General features: G+C 39.9%; 18 protein-coding genes and 1 pseudogene. 7 read left to right on the top strand and 12 right to left on the bottom strand.

All coding sequences use genetic code 11. The features are described 5' to 3' along the window. Positions 1–52 precede the first annotated feature (52 nt). A complete protein-coding gene (locus tag F3J02_RS01040; protein WP_167246869.1) occupies positions 53–1093 on the bottom strand; it encodes a 3-deoxy-7-phosphoheptulonate synthase in 1041 nt (346 codons plus the stop codon). Positions 1094–1707: 614 nt separating this feature from the next. Here F3J02_RS01040 and F3J02_RS01035 point away from each other — a divergent pair. After that, on the top strand, positions 1708–3282 hold the full coding sequence (locus tag F3J02_RS01035; RefSeq protein WP_167246867.1) for an ATP-binding cassette domain-containing protein: 1575 nt from the start codon (positions 1708–1710) through the stop codon (positions 3280–3282). 54 nt (positions 3283–3336) lie between these two features. Here F3J02_RS01035 and F3J02_RS01030 read toward each other — a convergent pair whose 3' ends face one another. The 6 genes and pseudogenes from F3J02_RS01030 to argC form a co-directional block, all read right to left on the bottom strand. Further along, the gene (locus F3J02_RS01030; RefSeq protein ID WP_167246865.1) at positions 3337–3699 is read right to left on the bottom strand and encodes a YnfA family protein; all 363 of its coding nucleotides are present in this window, start codon (positions 3697–3699) and stop codon (positions 3337–3339) included. Further along, positions 3699–5984 carry an ATP-dependent Clp protease ATP-binding subunit ClpA gene (clpA, locus tag F3J02_RS01025; protein ID WP_167246863.1) on the bottom strand — a complete coding sequence of 762 codons (2286 nt, stop codon included), beginning with the start codon at positions 5982–5984 and terminating at the stop codon, positions 3699–3701. Before clpA ends, F3J02_RS01030 begins: the two co-directional genes overlap by 1 nt. Before the next feature lie 44 nt (positions 5985–6028). Next, positions 6029–6189: pseudogene (locus F3J02_RS18745) on the bottom strand (ATP-dependent Clp protease adaptor ClpS); the annotation flags it as partial. 522 nt (positions 6190–6711) lie between these two features. After that, a complete protein-coding gene (gene clpS, locus F3J02_RS01015) occupies positions 6712–7125 on the bottom strand; it encodes an ATP-dependent Clp protease adapter ClpS (RefSeq protein ID WP_167246861.1) in 414 nt (137 codons plus the stop codon). A 22-nt stretch (positions 7126–7147) separates the two neighbouring features. Next, complete coding sequence (locus F3J02_RS01010) at positions 7148–7897, bottom strand: DUF6776 family protein (RefSeq protein WP_167247833.1); 750 nt, start codon at positions 7895–7897, stop codon at positions 7148–7150. A gap of 81 nt (positions 7898–7978) precedes the next feature. Then, on the bottom strand, positions 7979–9028 hold the full coding sequence (gene argC / locus F3J02_RS01005) for an N-acetyl-gamma-glutamyl-phosphate reductase (RefSeq protein ID WP_167247832.1): 1050 nt from the start codon (positions 9026–9028) through the stop codon (positions 7979–7981). Between the two features lie 264 nt (positions 9029–9292). Between argC and F3J02_RS01000 the strand changes: the two genes are divergently transcribed. The 3 genes from F3J02_RS01000 (at position 9293) to F3J02_RS00990 (ending at position 13179) form a co-directional block, all read left to right on the top strand. Next, positions 9293–10810, top strand: a complete 1518-nt coding sequence (locus tag F3J02_RS01000) for a hypothetical protein (RefSeq protein ID WP_167246859.1) — start codon at positions 9293–9295, stop codon at positions 10808–10810. A gap of 147 nt (positions 10811–10957) precedes the next feature. Further along, positions 10958–12442 (top strand): alkaline phosphatase, encoded by a 1485-nt coding sequence (gene phoA, locus F3J02_RS00995; protein ID WP_167246857.1) that lies wholly within the window; start codon positions 10958–10960, stop codon positions 12440–12442. A 125-nt stretch (positions 12443–12567) separates the two neighbouring features. Next, a complete protein-coding gene (locus F3J02_RS00990; RefSeq protein WP_167246855.1) occupies positions 12568–13179 on the top strand; it encodes a CDP-alcohol phosphatidyltransferase family protein in 612 nt (203 codons plus the stop codon). An 18-nt stretch (positions 13180–13197) separates the two neighbouring features. On the opposite strand, the gene F3J02_RS00985 is transcribed toward F3J02_RS00990, so the two are convergent. Together F3J02_RS00985 and rpiA are read right to left on the bottom strand one after the other, a co-directional pair. Then, a complete protein-coding gene (locus F3J02_RS00985) occupies positions 13198–13890 on the bottom strand; it encodes a M48 family metallopeptidase (RefSeq protein WP_167246853.1) in 693 nt (230 codons plus the stop codon). Next, the gene (rpiA, locus tag F3J02_RS00980) at positions 13890–14561 is read right to left on the bottom strand and encodes a ribose-5-phosphate isomerase RpiA (protein WP_167246851.1); all 672 of its coding nucleotides are present in this window, start codon (positions 14559–14561) and stop codon (positions 13890–13892) included. Before rpiA ends, F3J02_RS00985 begins: the two co-directional genes overlap by 1 nt. Positions 14562–14659: 98 nt before the next feature. On the opposite strand from rpiA, the gene ilvA reads away from it, so the two are divergent. The 3 genes from ilvA (at position 14660) to F3J02_RS00965 (ending at position 18350) form a co-directional block, all read left to right on the top strand. Further along, positions 14660–16204, top strand: a complete 1545-nt coding sequence (gene ilvA / locus F3J02_RS00975) for a threonine ammonia-lyase, biosynthetic (protein ID WP_171525981.1) — start codon at positions 14660–14662, stop codon at positions 16202–16204. A 156-nt stretch (positions 16205–16360) separates the two neighbouring features. After that, positions 16361–17011: a potassium channel family protein gene (locus tag F3J02_RS00970; RefSeq protein WP_167246847.1), complete on the top strand. Its 651-nt coding sequence runs from the start codon at positions 16361–16363 to the stop codon at positions 17009–17011. Position 17012: 1 nt separating this feature from the next. Further along, positions 17013–18350 (top strand): TrkH family potassium uptake protein, encoded by a 1338-nt coding sequence (locus tag F3J02_RS00965; RefSeq protein WP_167246845.1) that lies wholly within the window; start codon positions 17013–17015, stop codon positions 18348–18350. On the opposite strand, the gene F3J02_RS00960 is transcribed toward F3J02_RS00965, so the two are convergent. From F3J02_RS00960 to F3J02_RS00950, 3 genes are read right to left on the bottom strand one after another with little or no spacing between them, the layout of a single operon-like run. Further along, entirely contained in the window at positions 18338–18865 is a 528-nt protein-coding gene (locus F3J02_RS00960; RefSeq protein ID WP_167246844.1) for a cysteine peptidase family C39 domain-containing protein, read from the bottom strand. The two genes, F3J02_RS00965 and F3J02_RS00960, sit on opposite strands and share 13 nt — an antisense overlap. Then, positions 18866–20035, bottom strand: a complete 1170-nt coding sequence (locus tag F3J02_RS00955) for a phospholipase A (protein WP_167246842.1) — start codon at positions 20033–20035, stop codon at positions 18866–18868. A 20-nt stretch (positions 20036–20055) separates the two neighbouring features. Next, a complete protein-coding gene (locus F3J02_RS00950; protein ID WP_167246840.1) occupies positions 20056–22995 on the bottom strand; it encodes an insulinase family protein in 2940 nt (979 codons plus the stop codon). Positions 22996–23088: the final 93 nt, after the last annotated feature.

The raw sequence follows: 23088 nt of genomic DNA, 5'->3' as shown, positions 1-23088 counted from the left end.
TTTTACGCACAAAAAAAGCCAGTCTTAAGACTGGCTTTTAAATTTCACTTTATTATTTATTCCGCATTTTTTCAGCAACATCCAACAGCACTTGTGCAGTTTTATCCCAACCTAAGCATCCATCTGTTACGGACTGACCATAAGTCATATCACAGGAAATCTTTTGATTGCCATCGACCAGATGACTCTCGATCATCACTCCACGCACTTTCGATTCAGCACGCTCTGCAATAATTTGCTGTAAAACCTGTGGCTGCAACAATGGATCTTTACCGCTGTTACCATGACTACAATCAATCACCAATGCAGGTAGTTGTTTATGTTTGAAATGCATGGCTTGAATGGAAGCCAAATCATAGTTAGTACCCTGATTTGAACCACGTAAAATTAAATGGGGTAATGGATTACCATGACTATGCAAAATTGCAGGTAGACCTTGTTGAGTCATTCCCAAGAATTGATGACCATGAAGTGCTGATTGAATCGCATCCAAAGCAATCTGAATCGAACCATCTGTACCATTTTTGAAACCAATGCTGTATGGCATATGGCTGGCAATTTCACGGTGAATTTGAGACTCGCTGGTACGCGCACCAATTGCACCCCAAGCCAATAGGTCATCAAAATAACCTGTCGCCATTGGACTTAAAATTTCACTTGCGATTGGCAAACCTTTCTCAATTAGCTGTAAGTAAAGCTGACGAGATTTTTCTAAACCAAGCTGTAAATCTGATGATCCATCTAAATTTGGATCATATAAGAAACCTTTCCAACCCACGGTCGTACGTGGTTTTTCGATATATGCCCGCATCACCAAGAATATTTGATCTTTCAGCTGTTCTTGTAGTTGTTGTAGGCGATCAGCATATTCGAGTACTGCGATAGGATCATGAATCGAGCAAGGACCGGTAATCACCATTAAGCGATGATCGTGCCCAGATAAAATATTCTGAATCGTTTGACGATGTTTTGAAATTTGCTGCGCTAAAGTTGCAGACAAGGGATACTGCGCTTTGAGTTGTGATGGCAAGCTAAGCATTGATTCTTTTGTATGTGTTTGTGGTTGTGTCAAAGCAGTATTTAAAGCATTCATTTTTCAATTCCTTTGGACTGGCCTTCTTCGCAGTCCTATCATTTATTTGAGCAAGTGTGATCTAAGCGATGTTGATTTTTTTGCAAAGTAAAACCAAGAAATCTTGCTAAAATATGAATAGTTAAATGTATACATGGTATTTCTCCTAAAATGATGTTTGTTAAAGCATAAAAAAACCTGATCGGTGTTGCCGATCAGGTATTAACTGGTTGGGCAACCCTTTTGCTGCCCGAAACGCATCAGGCAACGATCAATATTGCCAAAAGTAAAAGTATGCGTTGGTGTTTACAGTATGCTTTAACATATTTATTTCAAATATCTAAAAAACGGTGTCTCACTATTAAATTACGCACTATTTCAGCATTTGACAAGCACTTTTTATGTTTTTTTAATCATCTCTTCAAAATCTTAAAATTTGACCTTTCATCACTTCCCTCATAGAATAGTGTAAAAATAAACCAATTTGAGATCACGCCAATGAAGTAAGTTCTATTTCCATCATCAAAGTTCATTTTTATTTTTGATGTGCAAAATAGACTTATCTATCATTTAGCAACACCTACTAAAATTATCTATATTCTTCTATTTTGCATATCCTGTTTATGAGGTTTCTTATGACTCAACAGGCATGTATTGTTTCAAACTTATCTCTCGAATTAGCCCAGCAAAAATTATTTGACCATCTTACTTTCCAGCTTCCTTTACATCAGTTCACAGGATTAATTGGACGTAATGGTCAAGGTAAATCATTGCTGATGTCTATCTTACAAAATCAGTTCATATCTGAATTACCCTATTCAGGCCAAATCTCATGGCAATGTCCACACCAGTATCTGGCTCAGCTCCAGCGCATAAAAGCCAATACCATTGCTCAAGCCTTGGAGATTGAAGATTTGCATGCATGCTTCGAGCGCATCCAGCAAGGCATTGCATCTTTTACCGATTATGACCATGTTGAACATCTTTGGCACTTACCAATCGAATGGCAACAACTTTTACAAAGTGCAGGTTTACCAACCTTACTCGATACTCCTATTCAATATTTGAGTGAAGGTCAAAAAACCAAGCTTGCGCTCTGTAGGTTATTTCTTCTTAAGGATCATTATCTATTACTGGATGAACCCAGTAATCACTTAGATACTGAAGGGCGCCAGTGGTTAATCAACCAAATGGCACAGCACCCAACAGGTGGGCTCATTATTAGCCACGACCGACAGCTTTTAGCTCATGTGCAAGGCATTTTTATGCTCAATCAACTTGGCATACATTATTACGGTGGCAACTACACGCTGTATCAACAACAGCATAAAGCACAAGTCGAAGCACTATCACAAGCTGTGCAGCAAGAAAAGCGAGAGCTAAAACAGCTTAAAGTGCAACAGCTTCAAAGCCAGATGAAAGCACAAAAGCGCAAAAAAACGGGTGAAAAAATCAGGGCTTCTGGTTCTCAAGCCCCCATATTATTGGATGCCAAGAAAGAACAATCTGAGCAATCCCTTTCTCATCTTCGCAAACAACAGAGCAAACAACTAGTAGATGCACAAAATGAGTTGCAGCAAAAACAAACCAAATTGGAACATCTCAAACCCCAATCTTTTGAGTTTAGTTGGGTAAATGGTAAATCAGGTGAAATTTTACGCTGCCAGCGATTACAACTTGCCTATGCAAAAACAAGGCCGATTGATCTTGCGCTATCGACAAGTGAAAAACTACATTTAAGTGGAGTAAATGGCAGTGGTAAATCCACCTTACTTAAGACGATTCAAGCTTTAATCCCCCCATTTGCTGGAGAGATTTATTGCAACGTAAATTCTGTTTATCTGGATCAAAATCTTTCCTTACTCAAGGAAAATCTATCTGCCGTCGAATATTTATGCGGTACTGATCCAAACCTGACCGAGCAGCAAGCACGCACCTTGTTAGGAAATTTACAAATCCGTAGAGACAAGGCACTTAGCCCTTTAATACATTTGAGCGGTGGTGAACGATTAAAAGTCGCCTTACTCGCTTTGAAACAACAAGCAGTAGATTTATTACTTTTGGATGAACCAGAGAATCATCTCGACATTGAATCACGCGATCTGCTCGCACAAGCCATTCGCTCTTTCAATGGTGCTGTGATACTGGTCTCGCATGATAAAACTTTTGTTGAAGAATGCGGAATTAATGAAAGCTATTTACTCAGTTAATTTTTATATAGTTTATATCAGCATGGATACAATACCCACCATGCTGATAGCTATTTAACGAACTAATCCTTGCGGTTGTAAAATGATTAAGCCAGCTCCACACAAAACCACAAGACCACCTAGAATATCCCAACGTGTCAGCATCACTTGATCGACATAACGTAGCCACAATAAAGCAGTAAAAATATAGATCCCACCATAAGCCGCATAAATACGACCAGATGCTGCAGGGTGCAAAGTAAGTAACCAAACAAAGACTGCTAAGCTTAATGCAGTGGGAACCCATAACCAATGCGACTTCCCTTGATTCAGAATTAAATAAGGGAAATAGCAACCTAGAATTTCAGCAATTGCTGTGACGAAAAATAACCCAAATACTTTAAGTACTTGGGTTATCGAGAAAGAAATTTCAAACATTAAGCAGGTTCAGCACTCGGGTTAATATGATCTTCAAACACTTCCAATTTTAAGCCGACGTCTTTGCCATTCTCTGTTTTCACAGAAACTGCAACATTACCACCGTGCTCAGCAAGCTCACCAAATAAAATCATCTCAGCAAGCGGCTTTTTCAAATGTTCTTGAATCAAACGTTGCATAGGACGAGCACCCATGAGACGGTCATAACCATTGGCAGATAACCAGTCACGTGCACTTTGATCAACATCAAGTACCACTTGTTTCTCATCAAGCTGCGCTTGCAACTCAGTTAAGAATTTGTCCACCACAGAATCGATAATTGTGGTTGGAAGTGATTTGAATTGAATCACACCATCTAAACGGTTACGGAATTCAGGTGAGAATGCGCGTTTCATTGCATCTTGGTTATCCGCACTGTGATCTTGCTCAGTGAAGCCAATACTTGCACGAACAATACTCTCTGCACCAATATTGGTGGTGAGCACAATAATCACGTTTCTGAAATCAGATTTACGACCATTGTTATCGGTCAAAGCACCATGATCCATCACTTGCAATAACAAGTTAAATACATCTGGATGGGCTTTTTCAATCTCATCAAGCAATAGCACACAATGCGGATTTTTATGAATCGCATCGGTTAGCAAACCACCTTGATCATAACCAACATAACCTGGAGGTGCACCAATCAAACGAGAAACCGCATGACGTTCCATATACTCAGACATATCGAAACGAACCAGCTCCACACCGAGCAATTTCGCCAGTTGTTTAGTGACCTCAGTTTTACCCACACCTGTTGGACCAGCAAATACAAAACTACCCACTGGCTTATCTGGTGCTTTTAAACCTGCGCGAGATAATTTGATCGCTGATGCAAGCGCTGTAATCGCCTCATCCTGACCAAACACAACACGTTTAAGATCACGCTCCAAATTCTCAAGTACAGACTTATCATCTTTAGAGACGGTTTTTGGTGGAATACGGGCAATCTTAGAGACGATGTCTTCAATATTCTCAACTGAAATCGTTGTACCATCTACTTCTGCTTTCAAACGGCGTTGCGCACCTGCCTCATCTATCACGTCAATCGCTTTGTCTGGCAAGAAACGATCATTGATAAATTTAGCTGACAACTCAACAGCCGCAACCAATGCTTTATCATCATATTCAACATGATGGAAATCTTCGAACTTGTTTTTCAAGCCACGTAAAATTTCAATTGTTTCATTGATACTTGGCTCATTCACATCAATTTTTTGGAAACGACGTGATAATGCATGATCTTTTTCAAACACTTGACGATATTCTTGAAAGGTCGTTGAGCCAATGCAACGTAAGCTACCATTTGCCAAAGCAGGTTTGATTAAATTCGACGCATCCATGGTACTGCCCATACTTGAGCCTGCACCAATGATCATATGAATCTCATCAATGAATAAAATCGCATTTGGATTTTTCTTTAACGCATTTAACAGTTGTTTTAAACGTTTTTCAAAGTCGCCACGATATTTAGTCCCTGCAACCAATGCACCAATATCTAAACTATAGACTTCAGCATTTGCAAGTGGTTTAGGCGCTTTGCCATTCACAATCAACCACGCCAAGCCTTCGGCAATAGAAGTTTTACCTACGCCTGGATCACCCACTAACAATGGATTGTTTTTACGACGACGACATAAAATCTGAGCCGCACGCTCAATTTCTTTTTCACGTCCAATTAAAGGATCAGTTTTACCCTTTTGTGCTTCTATGTTTAAGTTAAGCGTGTATTGCTCAAGTGGTCCAGCATTTGCTGAAGCAGCACTTTCACCTTCAATATCTTCAACCTCTTCTTCAACTTGAATCTCATCTTTACGTGTGCCATGAGATAAATATTGAGTCAAAGTTAAACGGTTAATTTGATGGCGTTTAAGTAAATAAACCGCGAACGAATCTCGTTCTGAATACATCGCAACTAAAACATCCGCACCCTCAACCGTACGGTCACCACCGCTCGATTGAACATGGAAAATTGCACGTTGCAAAATTCGATCAAAGCTCTCAGTTGGATGAGGAGCCTGTTCACTATTATCACCAAGTTTCGGGGTATGTTGCTCTACATATTCCTCTAATTCTTTACGCAAGGTAACGATGTCCGCACCACATGCTTTTAATGCATTTACGGCAGAGTCGTTGTCGAGCAAGGCAAGCAACAAATGTTCAACTGTCAGAAACTCATGTCTCTTTTGACGAGCCATGCTAACAGCCAAACGTAACGATACTTCTAATTGACGACTGAGCATGTAACCCCCTTATATCTTGGGCTCTATCAAAAAAAGAAAATCTTTTAATGAAAAAGCGAATTATTGACTTGATCCGCTGAGCTTCTGTAATCGTGATTGGATATACGCCTACAAGTCTCTTTGCTTCATAATCTACTGTTAGCATTAGTTGACTATCTTGGTCAAGATTCAAAACAAAGTATTGTTGTAAAAATTCAATTACAAAGAGAATAAGACTTATCTAATCGTTCAAAAAGACAGCGAACTTATTATTCATTTATGAAACAATGTTAAACCTATGAAATATTGTAATACGGCATAATCTTACTTAAAGCCTAACAAATCATTCGTAAGTTTAATATATTAACACTCAGTATATTGTTTCATGTTTTTAGCATAAAACAATATATGCATTAATTTACCGCTTAAACCATATATCGAAAGATAGCCTTACTTTCTCAAGACCCACTCGCAAGATATGTATGATTGTACAAAGTGATATTCAGCAGTTTACCTTACACTTTCACTCATAGCTTAGGAGCCATACTTGGTGCAAGGGCTTGCACATAAGGAACACATTCCGCAAGTGCGTTGCTTTTCTTAACACTTTTACTCACAGCATATGAGCCATATCATGGCGCAAGGTCTTGCGCATGAGGAATAAAGTTCCGCAAGTGCGTTGCTTTTCTTAACGCCTTCACTCACAGCATAGCTGTTCGTCTTGCGCAGCTAAAAAGCGTTGCTTTTCTTAACGCTGCTCAGGTTCGATCTGACACAACAAAGGATGACCTTGCGAACGGGCATAGTTGTTCACTTGATTTGCTTTCGTTTCAGCAATATCCCTTGGATAAATACCAGCGGTACCTTTACCTTCATAATGAACTGTGAGCATCACTTGACTAGCCTGATCAATATCCATGCCAAAATAACTTTGCAATACCTCAATGACAAAATCCATTGGCGTGTAATCATCATTCATTAAAACAACCGCATATAGTGGCGGTCGTTTTAATTCTGGAGGGGCTGTTTGTACAACCACCTCACCCTCATGATCCTCTTGCGAATCACTTAAACGTGGATTCAAGTGCCAATCGACAAACCCAGATTGATGAAAAGAATTTTTCACTTCACTTAAATTCATTTGACGTTTATATCTTCGCATATTGAGTTCTTAATCTAAAAATTTATTGAGCATTTGCTTCAGCTTGAGGTATTTCCGACACGAAAGCAGAACCTACATCAACTGGTTTACCTCGTTGCCAACTAAAGCGTTTGATTACAGGTGTACCAGCCCCTGTTAAACGCACTTCAATGAATTGTGGCATAAAGCCTTTCGGCATGGTCCAACGACCTGTTAAACGCTCGAAATCATCAAAGTTAAAGTTTTTGTCTTCTAAAGGCACTACTAAGATTTCGGTATCTTTAATTAAGCGCAATTCAACCGAACCAGATGCACGGCGTTTATTTGGGCTTACTTGAACAAGATCAATCTGATATTCAAAAGCATTTTCTGGCAAAGATTTAATTGCCATATTTTGAATAGTTAGACTTACACCGCCACGCTGTCTCAAGATATCACGATAAATCGCATTCATACCCTCAAACTGCGTCTTGTCTGCATTGGCTTGATTCACTGCTTTGAATAAGTCATCCGCATTACCCACAGCCATATCTCGCTCTTGAACAGCAGCATTCAAACTCTTACTGACTGAGTCCAATGCAGTCTTTTGTTTCTGAACAACATCAACCAATTGTTCAGCATCTGCATCATAACCAACCACTGTTAAACCTTGACGGTGGCCGACAGTATAGCCAAGCAAAAAACTACTACCGATCAAAACAGTAGCACCAATAATCAAAGGTAAATTCGTTTTTAAGAATTTATTTTTTTCAACGGAACTGTCTGGTGAAGTAGTCGGTTCAACGTTTTCCATCATCATCTCTATCGTTATGATCTGCATCAAAACACACATTAGAATCGAAATTTAAATGTGTGTGAAGTAAAAAAGCGTTTTTTATGGTAATAAACCAATGCCTTCCAAGCCAGCTGCTTCATCAAAACCAAACATTAAGTTCATATTTTGGATAGCTTGGCCTGCAGCACCCTTCACTAAATTGTCTTGTGCAACCAAAATAATCAATTTATTCGGTTGCGGACGATATAGTGCAATACGCAATTCATTCGCACCGCGAACACTACGTGTCTCAGGTGAACTATTTGCTGGCATGACATCGACAAAACGTTCATCTTTATAGAAATCTTCGTAAAGAGCTTGCAGATCAACCGATTGACCTTGTTCAGTTAAATCAACATAAATCGTACTCAACATGCCACGAATCATTGGGACTAAGTGTGGTACAAAAATCAGTCGATCAAATTGACCTTTTTGCCCAGATATATTCTCTAATGCTTCAACAATCTCTGGGTGATGGCGATGCCCCGCAACACCATAAGCTTTAAAGTTATCAGCATTTTCACTATAAATCATACCCAAGCTTGCTTTACGCCCTGCGCCTGATACACCTGATTTAGCATCAATAATAATACTTTGTGTGTGAATCAACTGATCTGAATTTTTAAGTAGCGGTGCCAAACCTAATTGTACAGTCGTTGGATAACATCCAGGATTGCCAATCACTTGTGCTTGCTTGATTTTTTCACGATTTAACTCTGTCAAACCGTAGACTGAATCTTTCAACAAAGTCGGGCAGCTATGTTGCATGCCATACCATTTCTCAAACTGAGCTAAATCCTGCAGGCGAAAATCAGCAGCAAGGTCAATAACCTTTGTCCCTGAAGCAGTTAATGCTTCTGCGTGTTGCATTGCCACACCATGAGGTGTCGCAAAAAATACGACATCGCATTGTTTAAGCTGATTTAAATCAAAATCAGAAAACTCAAGTGTTGTATGTCCACGTAAACTTGGGAACATATCCGCAACACGCTTACCTGCTTCTGTACGAGAAGTGAGAATACGAACTTGAACTTGTGAATGTCTCAGTAAAAGACGTAATAGTTCAACCCCAGTGTATCCAGTTCCACCAACAATACCAACAGAAATCACGCGTGACACCTCAAGCTTTCATTTAGGTAAATAGTATGGCAGTTTGGTCAGTTTTACACAATCTTCAAGTACCTAACATTTAAGAAAATAAAAGCGTAATCCAGCACTATCTAGCAATAAAAAAATATAAACAAATTCATTATATTTGAATTGATTCTACCATTGGTCAAGAAATACTATTGAATCCTTTCACTATTCGAATAGAATAAAAAAATTGCGGTAATAATAAATTTCATGGATGCAAAATTTTTCTGGAGAGCTGGAATGCCTTCTTTGATGTCAAAACAAAGATTACATCACACTATTCGTTTAGGAATAGCTACACTGCTACTTAGCTCTGCATTGATCGGTTGTGGAAGCGGTGAAAGTAAAGCAACAAAAGAAACCACCTCAACGGTCTCTGTTCCAAAACCTAAAAATTTCAATGTCAAAGCCCCTATAGAAATGCGCAACGTCGCTCTAAAAATCTTTGATAATTTTGATAACACCCTGATATTAGAACAAAAACTAACTACAACTTCAGAAATCGACATCACTTTACCTCGTGTTCTAAATAAGGATCACTTATATCGAATAGAGATATCAACAACACCTGATTCTTTAATCTATGACTTACAAAGTGGTCAGTATCAAAGTGTGTCTATGACTTTAACTAGCCTCGTTGAAGTAAATACAAATGGCCTCACACAAACGATTTATATCAATCCAAGTTCCGAGGCAATTTATCAACGTGCTTTAATCCGTTCAGGCACATTACCGACAGATACCAATACGAATCCAACACGAATTAGTGCTTCACAATTAACGCTTGCTACCGAAGATATAAACGCTGCATTAATAAATGCATTTTATCAACTCGATATTCCTAACTTAAATCCATCATATGTTTTAAATGCATTTTCACCTCAAGATGCGACTTTAAATCCAAATACTTATATCAATACCTATCTGAGTTTTGGCTATATTCAACAATGGGCAAATGTATACCCTAAGAACAGCTTTGCTGATTTTACAAAGAATCTAAGCACAGATTTAAAAGATGGTTATCTTGATGCAAAAAAAATACGGGGTGACCAAAACACATTAACTTCGTTAGTGCCTCCAACACCAGATAATCTTGATCCCGCTAAAAATAATCTAATGTTTATTGGGGAGAATCAAAAAAGTGCAAGAGAGGCTTACGCTGCATCTTTAAAGCAAACAGTATTACAATTAGCAGATAACTACCGTCAAGCCGCCTTAAACCCTCAAGGTTATGCCTTACTGCAGCAAAAAACATATGCTGGAAATAGCCCTACTAGTAATGCAATAAATGCTTTTCGAGTTATCGGTGCTGGTGATTACCGCCGCGCTGTCGGTTTTTCAGATACAACCGAGACTTGTAATGGTTCTATTTACCCGTGTAAACAAGGCATAACAGGAATTAATATTGTAAATGCAAGCTTTCCTTCTATTGAATACTTAATAGGTAATTACAAAGATTCAACCAACAACTGTCAACTCAATATTCGGGCTGATGGGTGGTTAGAGCTTATTAAAGATGGAAAAATCTACAGCTCTAAACTAGACAGCGACAGTACCGATAACTTATTACAAGTAGATAAAGCCAATTTTGAATACCTATTAAATAGTAGCTCTACCGAACCAAACAACAGCACCCTACAATACAGTTTTGTTCAATTGAAAATCAAAGCAAATCAGGTATTAAGTGCCAGTGCTGGTTTGGATAGCCGAAAAGCACCTGATCAACTGCAAACAACACAGGTACAATGTAATTTCTAGTACTTTCTCATCCAGCACAGGCGATATTGCTCCAACTTTATCGCCTGTTTAAGCAATAAGCCAAAGAAAATCAAAATATAATTTTAACCAAAACTTCACATTTGATTATTACTATCTATTTCAACTAATTTTTCTAGTTGAAATCACATGAAATTTAAACTATTAATTTTGCCAGCTGTTATTTCTTTACTGATTGCTTGTGGCAATGACAATGACTCCTCTTCTAACAACATAACTCTACCCACTCCACAACTGCCAAAGACCGAACCTCCAGCTCTGCCACCAAGCAATCCTGTTGGTGAATTACTGGATGCAGGCGCCAAGGGAGATATTCGACAATTTGGTGGAGCAACGCGTTTAAAGAAAGAACGTACGCAAGCGATGAAAGATTCTTTAAGTGATAATACCGTTAAAAATGTCATCTTATTTATCGGCGATGGCACCAGTGATTCAGAAATTACTGCTGCCCGAAATTATGCAGAAGGTGCGGCAGGTTATTTTAAAGGCTTAGATGTATTACCATTTACAGGTAGCTATACAACTTACGCACTCGATAAAAATGGCAATATTGATTATGTGACAGATTCAGCAGCCTCAGCCACCGCATGGGCTTCTGGAATTAAAACCTATAATAATGCCCTAGGTTTGGATATTTATAAAAAGCATCATGCAACAATCTTGGAGCTTGCCAAGACAGCAGGTTTTGCAACAGGTAATGTCACTACAACTGAGTTGCAAGATGCCACACCTGCCGCTTTAGTTGCTCATATTAGTTCACGTAAATGCTATGGCCCAAATGAAACCTCTTCAAGCTGTACCGATAGCGCCCTAGAACGAGGTGGTTTGGGCTCGATCACAGAACAGCTTTTAACCGCTCGAGCAGATGTAACGTTGGGAGGCGGCAGAAAGACATTTTATCAGGTCGCTAAAGCTGGCCCTTTCCAAGGCAAAACCTTGCTTGAACGTGCAAAATTAGAAAATTATCGTATTGTTGAAGACCTCAAGTCTTTACAGGCGGTCGATCGTGCCGATCAAAATCAGCCACTACTCGGCCTATTTGCTGACGGGAATCTTCCTGTGATTTGGAGTGGCCCTAATACACAGCTGAATGGTCACAAAAAAGAAGCCGAGAGCTGTAGAGCAAATGCTGCTTTTAGTGCTTCTACACCACGCCTAGCAGAAATGACAGAAAAAGCAATCGAATTACTTAGACCAAATCCAAAAGGTTTCTTCTTGCAAGTCGAAAGCGGTTCGATTGATAAGCGGAACCATGCAGCAGACCCATGTGGCCAAATTGGTGAAACCGTACAGCTCGATGATGCCATTCAAGTCGCACTGAAATTTGCAAAAGAACATGTAGACACATTGATTATTGTTACTGGTGATCATGCACATACCAGCCAAATCATTCCAATCAAAGGTGAGAGTCCAGGCCAGACAGCCGCACTCAAAACTAAAGATGGTGTTGCAATGGCAATTAATTACGGTACGGCGCCAGAAGGTTCGAGCCAACATCATACAGGCGCCCAAGTCCGTATTGCGGCATATGGACCGCGAGCTGCCAATGTATCAGGCTTACTCGATCAAACAGATTTATTCTTCATCATGAAAGATGCTTTAGGCATTAAATAATATTCAATCTGCACCCTAACAACAGCCCTCCGAAGGCTGTTGTTTTTATTTGATATGTTATTTTCAACCTTATGATTTATTCTCACCTGCTATACTCAGCAAACATCTTTTATACGACTCAGTTAATGTCTTTAAAATATCAAGTCCCAACGATATTGATTTATTGCAGATTAGTTCTAGGTTTTCTTATTGTTGCTGTCACTCTCCTGCAACCCAACTTCTATGCCATTTATACCGTTGTATTTTTAACCCTAGGGCTTATCACTGATATCTTCGATGGCATCATCGCAAGGCATTTGGGTGTATCCAGTGAAAAATTACGTCGACTCGATTCTAATATCGACCAAGTCTTTTTTATTTGTGCAATTACCTCGATTTACCTACAGCAGCCTGATTTCTTTAAGCAACATCTTTGGGCGATTGTTATTTTAATTCTGTCGGAAGTTGCGATCTATATTGTAAGTTTCATTAAATTCCGGAAGGAAGTCGCTACACATAGTCTAGGCGCTAAAATTTGGACCTTATTTCTTTTTGCTCTCTTAGTACAAGTCACATTAACAGGTCATGGACAAATTTTATTTATTGTGGTTTTCTGGCTAGGAATACTGACACGGGCTGAAATTATCGCAATTATCTTAGTACTCAAACAGTGGCAAAATGACGTCCCCAGCCTAAAACAAGCCCTACGTATTCGAAAAGGTCTAGCTGTACAGAACAACCGCTTGTTTAATGGTTAAGGCAAGACCTACACGTTATTATTTTTTATAGTACCAATTCGGCAATTGAGTCTGTTTCAATTGCTTTCGATGCTCAAGGTAATTTGCATCATGCTTTTCCACTTCATTCCAAAACGCAGCACTATGATCAAAATGTTTGGTATGTGCCAACTCATGTACACAGACTGAGCGCACAATATGTTCTGGCATCAGTACCAATGCAGCATTCAACATGATGTCATGTTTAGAACTACAACTACCCCAACGCGTCTTTGGCTTACGGATACTACATTGTTGATATAATAAACCAATTTCTTGACTGGTCTGTGCTAGATATTCAGGTAAAAACTGTTTTGCATAAACCATGATAGCGGCTTGTAAAGCCTGCTCAGACTGTTCATGCCGAATCAGCAATTGTTGTTGTTCGAAATCAAACTTAAAAATATGTCGTTGCTGTTGTTGAATAATCCTAAAAGGCTGCACATGGTGAAACAATGTCAACGATTCAGGAAATGCCGTCGTTTGATTAAATTGCTGTTGTTGTTTGCCCCACGTTTCTATCAACCATTGTTCAGACTGATGCAGAAACTGCTGAATCTGTCGTTTGCTACAGAACAAAGGAACTGTGAGGCGAATACCTGTTGGCTCAACACGCAAGCGCAAATTTCTTGCCCTTGCATGTCGAACAACTTTAATTTCAGGTAACAGCGTTTCTAATGAAACTAATGGCATTATTGTGCTGTACGCTCTTCGATACCACTGTCAGTTGCAACAACAGCAATGGTTGCTGGATTTAATGCAAAGATACCATTGGTCACAACGCCTGGAATGTCGTTAATGGTCTTTTCCAACTCAATCGCATTTAGAATATTCAGATTAAACACGTCTAAAATCACATTCCCATTATCGGTTACAACGCCTTCACGATAAACAGGATCACCGCCTAGTGCAACAATTTTACGAGCCACTGCAGAACGCGCCATTGGAATCACTTCAACAGGAAGTGGGAAATCACGTCCTAACTGATCTACCCATTTTGAATCATCTACGATACACACAAATTTCTTTGCAATTGAGGCAACAATTTTTTCACGGGTTAATGCCGCACCACCACCTTTGATCATATGCATGTGACGGTCAATTTCATCAGCACCATCAACATAAGCATCTAAACCACCGACAGAGTTCATATCGACCACTTCAATGCCCAGTTTTTTTAGACGGTCAGCTGTTGCAGTTGAACTTGCTACGGCTGCTTCTAGTTGCAATTCAGGCAATAAATCAATTAAAAAATTAACGGTACTTCCTGTTCCTACGCCCAAAATGCCGCCTTTAGGCAAATGTTTCAAGGCTGCTTTGGCCGCAGCTTGTTTTTTTTCATCTTGGGTTGCATATAGACTCATGACTTCACTCAACTATTTTGACATTTGCTTTAAGAAAACAGCGCAAATGCACAGGGGTTTGCTACAATGATTGCCTATTTTAAACTGTTATAGGGAAGATGAACATGCTGTCTCGTGTGGTACGACAAATTTTACAAGCAACGGTTTATGATGTTGCGATTGAAACACCGCTTGAAGCAGCTCCACGAATTAGTCAGAAAATTAATAATAACATTCGATTTAAACGTGAAGATTTACAACCTGTATTCTCTTTCAAGCTACGCGGTGCCTACAACCGCATTAGCCAACTACCAAAAGATCAACTCGATCGCGGTGTAATTTGTGCATCTGCTGGCAACCATGCCCAAGGCGTTGCACTGTCTGGAAAAAAACTAGGCATCCCTGCCATTATTGTTATGCCAAGCACGACACCTGATATTAAAGTTCAGGCAGTTAAACGTTTAGGCGGTCAAGTTGTGTTACATGGCGATAGTTTCGATGTTGCCAATAAATACGCAAAACAACGTGCAGAAGATGAAGGTTTGGTGTTTATTCCACCTTATGACGATGAACTGGTGATTGCAGGTCAAGGCACAATTGCCAATGAATTACTGCGCCAATGGCGTGATGTTGAATATGTGTTCGTTGCAGTTGGTGGTGGCGGACTCATTGCTGGTGTTGCAGCATATTTGGGCGAAGTTGCACCACACGTCAAAGTAATTGGTGTTGAATACGAAGAATCTGCATGTTTAAAAGCAGCACTTGAGTCAAATGAACGTGTGATTTTACCGCATGTTGGTCTATTTGCCGATGGTACGGCTGTTGCTCAAATTGGCGAATTGCCATTTGATGTGATCCGTTTACGGAAGTCTGATAATTCAGGCCCAATCGTTGAGCCAGATATTGTCACTGTAGATACAGATGAGATTTGTGCTGCGATTAAAGATACTTATGATGAGAATCGCAGTATTGTTGAACCTTCTGGTGCAATGGCATTGGCAGGTATTAAAAAATATGTCGCTGAGCATCAATTGACTGATAAAAACATGGTGTCAATTGTTTGTGGTGCCAACATGAACTTTGACCGTTTACGTTATATCGCAGAACGTACCGAGTTGGGTGAACGTCGTGAAGCAATCTATGCTGTGACAATTCCTGAGCAAAAAGGCGCCTTCCTGCATTTCTGCCGTGCCCTACAAGGTCGTAACATCACAGAGTTTAACTACCGTGCCAGTGATAGTAGTCTCGCTCAAGTCTTTGTCGGGATCAGCCTGAAAGGCGGTGAAACCGAACGTCATGAAATTCACGAGATGTTGAAACAACAATATGAAGTCGATGATCTGTCTGATGATGAAGTTGCGAAACTACATATCCGTTATTTGATCGGTGGTCATGCAAATATCGAACATGAGCGTTTATTCCGCGTTGAGTTTCCAGAACGTCCTGGTGCTCTGCTAACGTTCTTGGAACGTTTAGGCCCAACCCATAACATTACCCTATTCCATTACCGCAACCACGGTGCAGCAGAAGGTCGTGTTCTGGTTGGCTTACAAGCAACCGATGCAAAGCAAAATCCAGATGGCTTAGTCGAAACATTGGAAAAGATCACTTATCCATATGCTGAAATCAGCAATAATATTGGATATAAGCGTTTTCTTAAATAAGTTTTAAACTACTTGAAAGCCGACCTAGTGTCGGCTTTATTTTTAATCGATATTTTGCTTATCCATGTGCAGCGCAAACAAAATCATTACAAATAGAAAGTTATTCCATCTTAAAATGAATAAAAAGACATTTTTATCATTTAGTTAAGGACAGTTATGGCACAGTTTGCAGTCATTGGTTTAGGTAGTTTTGGGGCAACTGTTGCATTAGAGCTGACTAAATTGAATCATGATGTCATTGGGATTGATACGATCAAACGTAATGTCGAAAGCTTGGCTGACCGTATTACACACGCAGTAATTGCCGATGCCACCGATGAGCATGTCCTAGAAGAACTGAATATCCAAAATTGCGATGCTGTTGTAGTCGCAATTGGTGAAGATATTGAGGCCAGTATCCTCTGTGTTTTAAATCTCAAAAATCTCGGTGTTGAGAAAATTTTAGTCAAGGCTAAAACCAAAGCACATCATACGATCCTCTCCCATTTAAATGTCAGCAAGATTATCCATCCTGAAGAAGATATGGGTGTCCGAGTTGCTCAAGCCTTAAATTACCCTATGGTGAGCCGTTATATGGCGTTAGATGATGATCATTACATTGTCAAAGTTCCTGTGCATGAAAAGCTCAACAATGTAAATTTATCTGGCATCTTAAAACAAGAGCCGAATATCAAGCTGCTGCTACTAAAACGAGATCAACAGATTCACTACGAAACAGATGCAAGTTTTACCCTACAAACGGGTGATGTCCTGATTTTAGAAGGCTCACTCAGCCATCTTAGAAAACTTTCTGGATGTTTCGCATAATATGGCATTTAAAATAAACTCTCAGAAGATTTTTAATCTCAGCCCGCCATCTTTACTGGCAATTGGGTTTCTTAGCTTTATTATTATTGGCACGATACTGCTAAAAATGCCGATTGCAAATAAAGGCAATGTCAGCTGGATGGACGCTTTATTTACAGCAACTTCGGCCGTGACCATTACTGGCCTATCCGTGGTTAATCTGAATGAATCATTTAATCATCTCGGGCAGTTTATTATTCTTCTGTTGATTCAATCAGGTGGTTTAGGCTTTATGACCTTTGCCATCTTGGCTGCATTGAGTCTCGCACCTAAACTCGGCTTAAAACAACAAATGATGGCGCAAGATAGCTTGGGTCAAACCAGCCTATCCAAAGTGACCTTCGTTGCCAAAGGTGTGGTGCTATATACCCTATTTTTTGAGTTGATTGGCGTCATTATCCTGACAGCCTCCTTTGCGCCAATGTATGGTTTTGGTCGCGGGCTTTATTATGCTGTTTTCTATAGCGTTTCAGCTTTTAATAATGCAGGTTTTTCCTTATTTGATAACAGTCTGATTAACTTTCAAAGCCACTATCTGATTTGTCTCACCATCAGCATGTTATATACCCTAGGTGGAATCGGCTTCTTGGTTCTGATTGATGTTAAGCAAAATAAACGTTGGAGCAAGTTGACCCCAAACAGCAAACTGATTCTGAGTACCATCGCAATTTTAAATCTTGTTGCATTTATCTTAATTTGGTTATTAGAGTCCAACAACCCTCTCACGCTCGGTTCAATGGGCCTTGGTGAACAAGCCATGAATGCTTGGTTCCAAGCAACTGTGCCACGTTCGTCAGGGTTTAACACCATTGATACAGGTTCAATGGAACATAGTACGGCTTTATTGACCATGTTGTTGATGTTTATTGGTGGTGGTTCACTCAGTACCGCAGGTGGCATTAAAGTCGGTACTTTTGTGATCTTGCTGCTCTGTGTGATTTCATTTCTACGCCGTAATGAAGAAATTCGTATTTTCAATCACTCAGTTTCACAAGAAACGACTTATAAAGCACTTGCAGTGACCGCAATCACAGGCATGTTGGTCTTTGTCGGCTGTTTTATCATTTTCCTACTTGAACCCAAATTAGATGTGCTCGACCTAATGTTTGAAGTAGTCTCTGCAGCATGTACAGTTGGTCTATCTCGTGGCGTAACTAGTGAGTTACATGATGGCAGTTTATTTGTTCTGAGTTTACTGATGTATACAGGACGGCTTGGGCCATTAACACTGGCCTATTTAATTGCGACACCGAAAAAGAGTCGCCTAAAACACGCCAATGCCAATATTCAGATTGGATAATGATCAACAGGCTGTTGAATCACAATCACTTGTCGACAAATTTCATCGCTTTGACGTTGTTGTTCAAACACAGTTTTAGACATCACGTCAAAATGGTCACAGAAACTAATTTCCTGTTCATCGATTGAATAAATCAAGGACTGATTCCCCATACCTTGTAATGTGTCATAAAATACAATCACGAAGTGACCTTGTTCAAAAGCTAGCTGAATCTCTGAATAAGTTAAAGCAGCCTGAACTGGAATCTGAAGGCTTTGTGCTTCAAGATAAATATGCTTTTCTTTTTCATCAATGTTGGGATCAGGAGCTGTATAGAACGATACTTCAAAGCCTATTTTTTTCAGTGCCACAGCCAAAGCAATGGTGAATGTTCCGTCTTCTCGGTCATGGCCACATAAGCGAATCAGGTCAGCAATATCAATATGAGGATGATATTGCTTTAGGATAAGCCAAACTGCAAACACACCACAATTTGCTTCAAGCAGCAATAATGATTCTGGAATGTTTAAACTCATTTAATACCAGTTCATTAAAGATACACCCAAGCCGACATAGGTTGCTCGGTGGTTATAATCAATCAAACTTTCGCCATAGCCATCAAATATTTGCAAATGACCACGTAATTTATCTTTAATTGGGAAAGCCCAGTCAAACTGAACCGCTCCGTGCGAACGATCTCCGCCTTTCAATGAATGACGTAACATCAAAGAAAAGTCGTTATCGCCTTTACGGTAGAATGCCGTCAGATCACCACGACCGATATAATCTTTAATATCTGGATTATTATCATCTTTGGCTTCTTCTTCTACCCGATACCAAGGACGAACCATCAAGGCGAAATTATCTTTTTCAAACCCAAGATTAAAAATGACACGGTTCCAACTACGTGATAATGGATCTGAACGACCATTGGATTGGTGGTTCAAGGTCACCCCAAGCAAACGTGCATTGAGACCTAAAACCTCATAGTTGGTTCTGAACATCAAACTTGCTTCAGGCTCATAATTGGTCTCGCGAAATGGGCGCGACTCTTCCGAATTATATACTTGCCAACGAGATGACTGAGTATAACCCACCCAAAGATCACCATTATCACCAAAAATATTTTCCCAAGCCTTGGTCTTAAAGGAAAGCTGAAACTTGGCTTCACTCGACTTTAAGTCTTGCTTCTCTTTGACCGTATTTTCTGGATTTGGACTACTTGGAAATTCATTTTTATCACTGGTCCAAAACACGGGAAGCAAATAAACAGGTTGATAAGCACGAATGTTCCACACACCAAGCTTACTTTCTTCAGATAACTCCCAACGACGATCCAACAAAGAAACATTTGGATCAAACTTCGGTGCAGCACCTAACAAATGCAAATCACTTACTTTTTGAACCACTTTGTCTTTTAAAGATTCAGGCTTGGCTTTTTCATTAGACTCAACCACAGGCATCGCTGCGGCAACCACAGGTGCGGCATCCGTCTGAGCTTGTGTTGGAATAATGACAGGTGCTTTATACAGGCTATCATAACAAGCCAAGCGTTCAGCATTTGCAGCCAAAGCCACACATGCTTCAACACTCGCAGGGCTTGTCGGTGCTGTAGATTGTGCATTCGCCAACGATGTCGTTAAAGAGCCAAGTATAGCCATAATACTGAGCTCCAAATGACTACGTTCAAAAGATTTGAACGCCATAGATTTCTCCAATTTTTATTTTAATTGACTTGCTGAATACTGAATCCAAGTTTCTGCAATTCTTCACGTTTCGCAAATGGCGCAACCACGGCTTTCACAGGTTTTTGAGCCAATAGATATTGCTTCGCAACACGCTGTAAATCATCCAAGTTCACGTTGAGTAGACGCTCACGTAAGATTTTACGGAATTTTGGTGTACGCGCATGCAACAAGGCATAACATGCAGTAATTGCTTCCCCGGCTGGTGAACCCGGTTTATCCATACCAGCCACTAAACCTAGAATTGCTTCTTCCAGTTGATGTGGTTGTTGTTCAGTATTCAATAACCATTGCACACTGGCTTCAAAATCATTAAATGTTTCTGCTAAACGCGGATCACGATAGCTATAGAAACGGAACGAGCACGCATTGCCATCATAGCTAGCTCCACCACCATATGCGCCACCTTTTTCACGAATCGCACTATGTAAAAAGCCATTACGCAAATAAGCAGCCAATACCATTAAAGGTGCCGCATCAGGATGCGCGACATCGACTGCTTGATAAGCAGATGAACAGAATTGGACATTGGCTTGAATCAACCATGCTTCATCGTCGTTGGTATTGACCTGTTCTACTTGCGTTAAAGTGACAGGTGCTTTATCAACAACCAGCTTATCCCAAACATTTTGAACTTCTTCAACTAAACGATCGGATTGATGTTCTTCACATACCAATAAGAATTGTTTAGGTGCTTGCAGCAACTGACGATGAATCGACTGTAATTCAGTAATCAATGCTTGATAAGCAGCATCATCTTGATCAATTTTCGCAACCAAGTCACTAAGCCAGTTTAATGCGCCTAAACCCGTATTGTGATAATCACGGCGAGCAAGTGCACTCATTTGACGTGAAGCCGCTTGCATCGCATAACTATGACCAGAACCAGACAAACGTGATTGCCAACGCGTTTTACGCTGTTGCAATAACTCGATAATGCGGTCTTTTTCATCAAAACGAAGTTGTTCAAATGCCAATTTTAATAATTGAATGGCATCCAGCTTTTGCGTCAGTGATTTGGTCGTTAAAGTCAGCCATGCACTGATACGGTCTTTATCATCGACCTTACTGCGCAATGATGCCCCCATACCTAAACCACCACTTACTGCGGTTTGGATTTGCTGGAATTCCAAATAATCGTACTCACCCGCACCAACCTCTCCCATTAGAATTGAGAGTAAATTGAAGTATGGAGATTGTACGATTTCATCAGGAATCTGGATCAACACTTGTTGGTAGTAAATACCATTGGTTCCTGCATGATACAGATTCAATGGTGTATCTAAACCATTGCAAATAATTTCACGTAGTTGACCTTGCACAATTTGCAGTTCAGCAGGCACATCTTCCAAACCAACTTTTGGTAGCAATTCAAGGTCATCTGGTGTGTCTTGACGTTGCTTCAATGCAGCCGTTTTTTCCTGAATCTCAACTTTCTGTTCGTCAGTTAAATGGGCTGTGATCTCAGCCAAACGAGCCTGTTCAGCCTGTTGCTCTTTCACCGATTTCGTTGCATCAGGTACTAAAGTCATTTGTACGCGGTGTGGATTATCCAACAAGTGGGTTTGAATCAAGTTTGATAACCACATTGGGTCTTTCAGTTCTTCTTTCACCTGCTCAATCGCAGAGTCGACATCCCAGACATGAACTGGATCGCTGTGATGAATCGCACTGCCTAGTCCATTCAGAATCAGACTTAGACCATACGGTGTACCATCACCATTGATTTCACGTTGATGTAATTCAATCTGGTGAAGAATTGCATCGACAAAATCAGTATCTACTGGCTTAGAAGCAACATCTTTTAGAATATCAAGAATGCCATTTTTAAATATTTCTGCATGTTCAGCATTAGAGCCTTGAACGCCACAGTAGAATGTCATTTCAAAGTTGCTGTCATCAACACCCATTAAAGGACCTGTTGATTGTGCATAGCCACAAGTTTCTAAGTAATGGCGTAAAGGTGAAGCAGAATTTTCTAATAGAATTCCCTCAACCAAACGCATACCTAGACGTAATTTAGTATCACTGGTTTCAGGTAATAACCATGACATAACATGGTAAGTCTTATCTTTCAGATCTTCACTATCGACCGCATAGCTTTCAGTCACTTCAACAGGTGCAGTTAAACGCTTCTCTGGTTTTGAATATAAAGTTGTCCCTTGAGAAAACTTATGTAGAGCTAGTTTCTCAAATTGCTCTTGTAAGTCATACGCATTTTGATTGCCAAAGGTCATGAACACGGCATTACTTGGGTGATAGTGAACTTTATAGAAATCCACCAATTGCTCATAGCTTAGGTCTGGAATATCTTTAGGATCACCACCAGAGTTGTAGTGGTAAGTCGTTTCTGGGAATAAATGATGTGCAAGTTGATGATATAACTGATCTGAAGGAGAGCTCATTGCTCCTTTCATCTCATTAAACACTACACCTTTATAAACCGCTTGATCATTTTCCAGCTCAATGCGAATGCCTTCTTGCGCAAAGTCCAAAGGATTCAAATTCGCGGCAAAGGCAGCATCTAAATACACAGACAATAAGTTTTGAAAGTCTTTTTTGTTCTGTGTTGCAAAAGGATATGCTGTCCAATCCGCTGCTGTGAATGCATTCATAAATGTGTTCAATGAACGGCGGATCATCAAAAAGAACGGATCACGTACAGGGAACTTTTCTGAACCGCAGAGTGCCGTATGCTCTAAAATATGTGCAGCACCTTTGGAATCCATCGGCTGCGTTCTAAACGCCACCAAGAATACATTTTCGTCATGGGTTGTGGCTAAATGGTAGTGAACTGCACCAGTCACTTTGTGCTTATATTCTGAAACTTGAATATCGAGTGCTTCTACATGGTGTTGACGTAATAGCTGAAACGCGGGATGTGTCGTTTGAGTAATGCTTTCAGTAACATCTACAGTCATGTGATCTCCAATTTATCTCTATTAAATTCATTACAATTGATTATAGAGAGTCTACCGAAGAATACGTATCGATATCCATGTAAATTACTCTAT

Source organism: Acinetobacter sp. Tr-809 (genome assembly GCF_011753255.1).
In the GTDB taxonomy this organism is placed as follows: domain Bacteria; phylum Pseudomonadota; class Gammaproteobacteria; order Pseudomonadales; family Moraxellaceae; genus Acinetobacter.
Note: the sequence above shows the minus strand (reverse complement) of the source record. Positions and strands in the feature narration are given on the sequence as shown.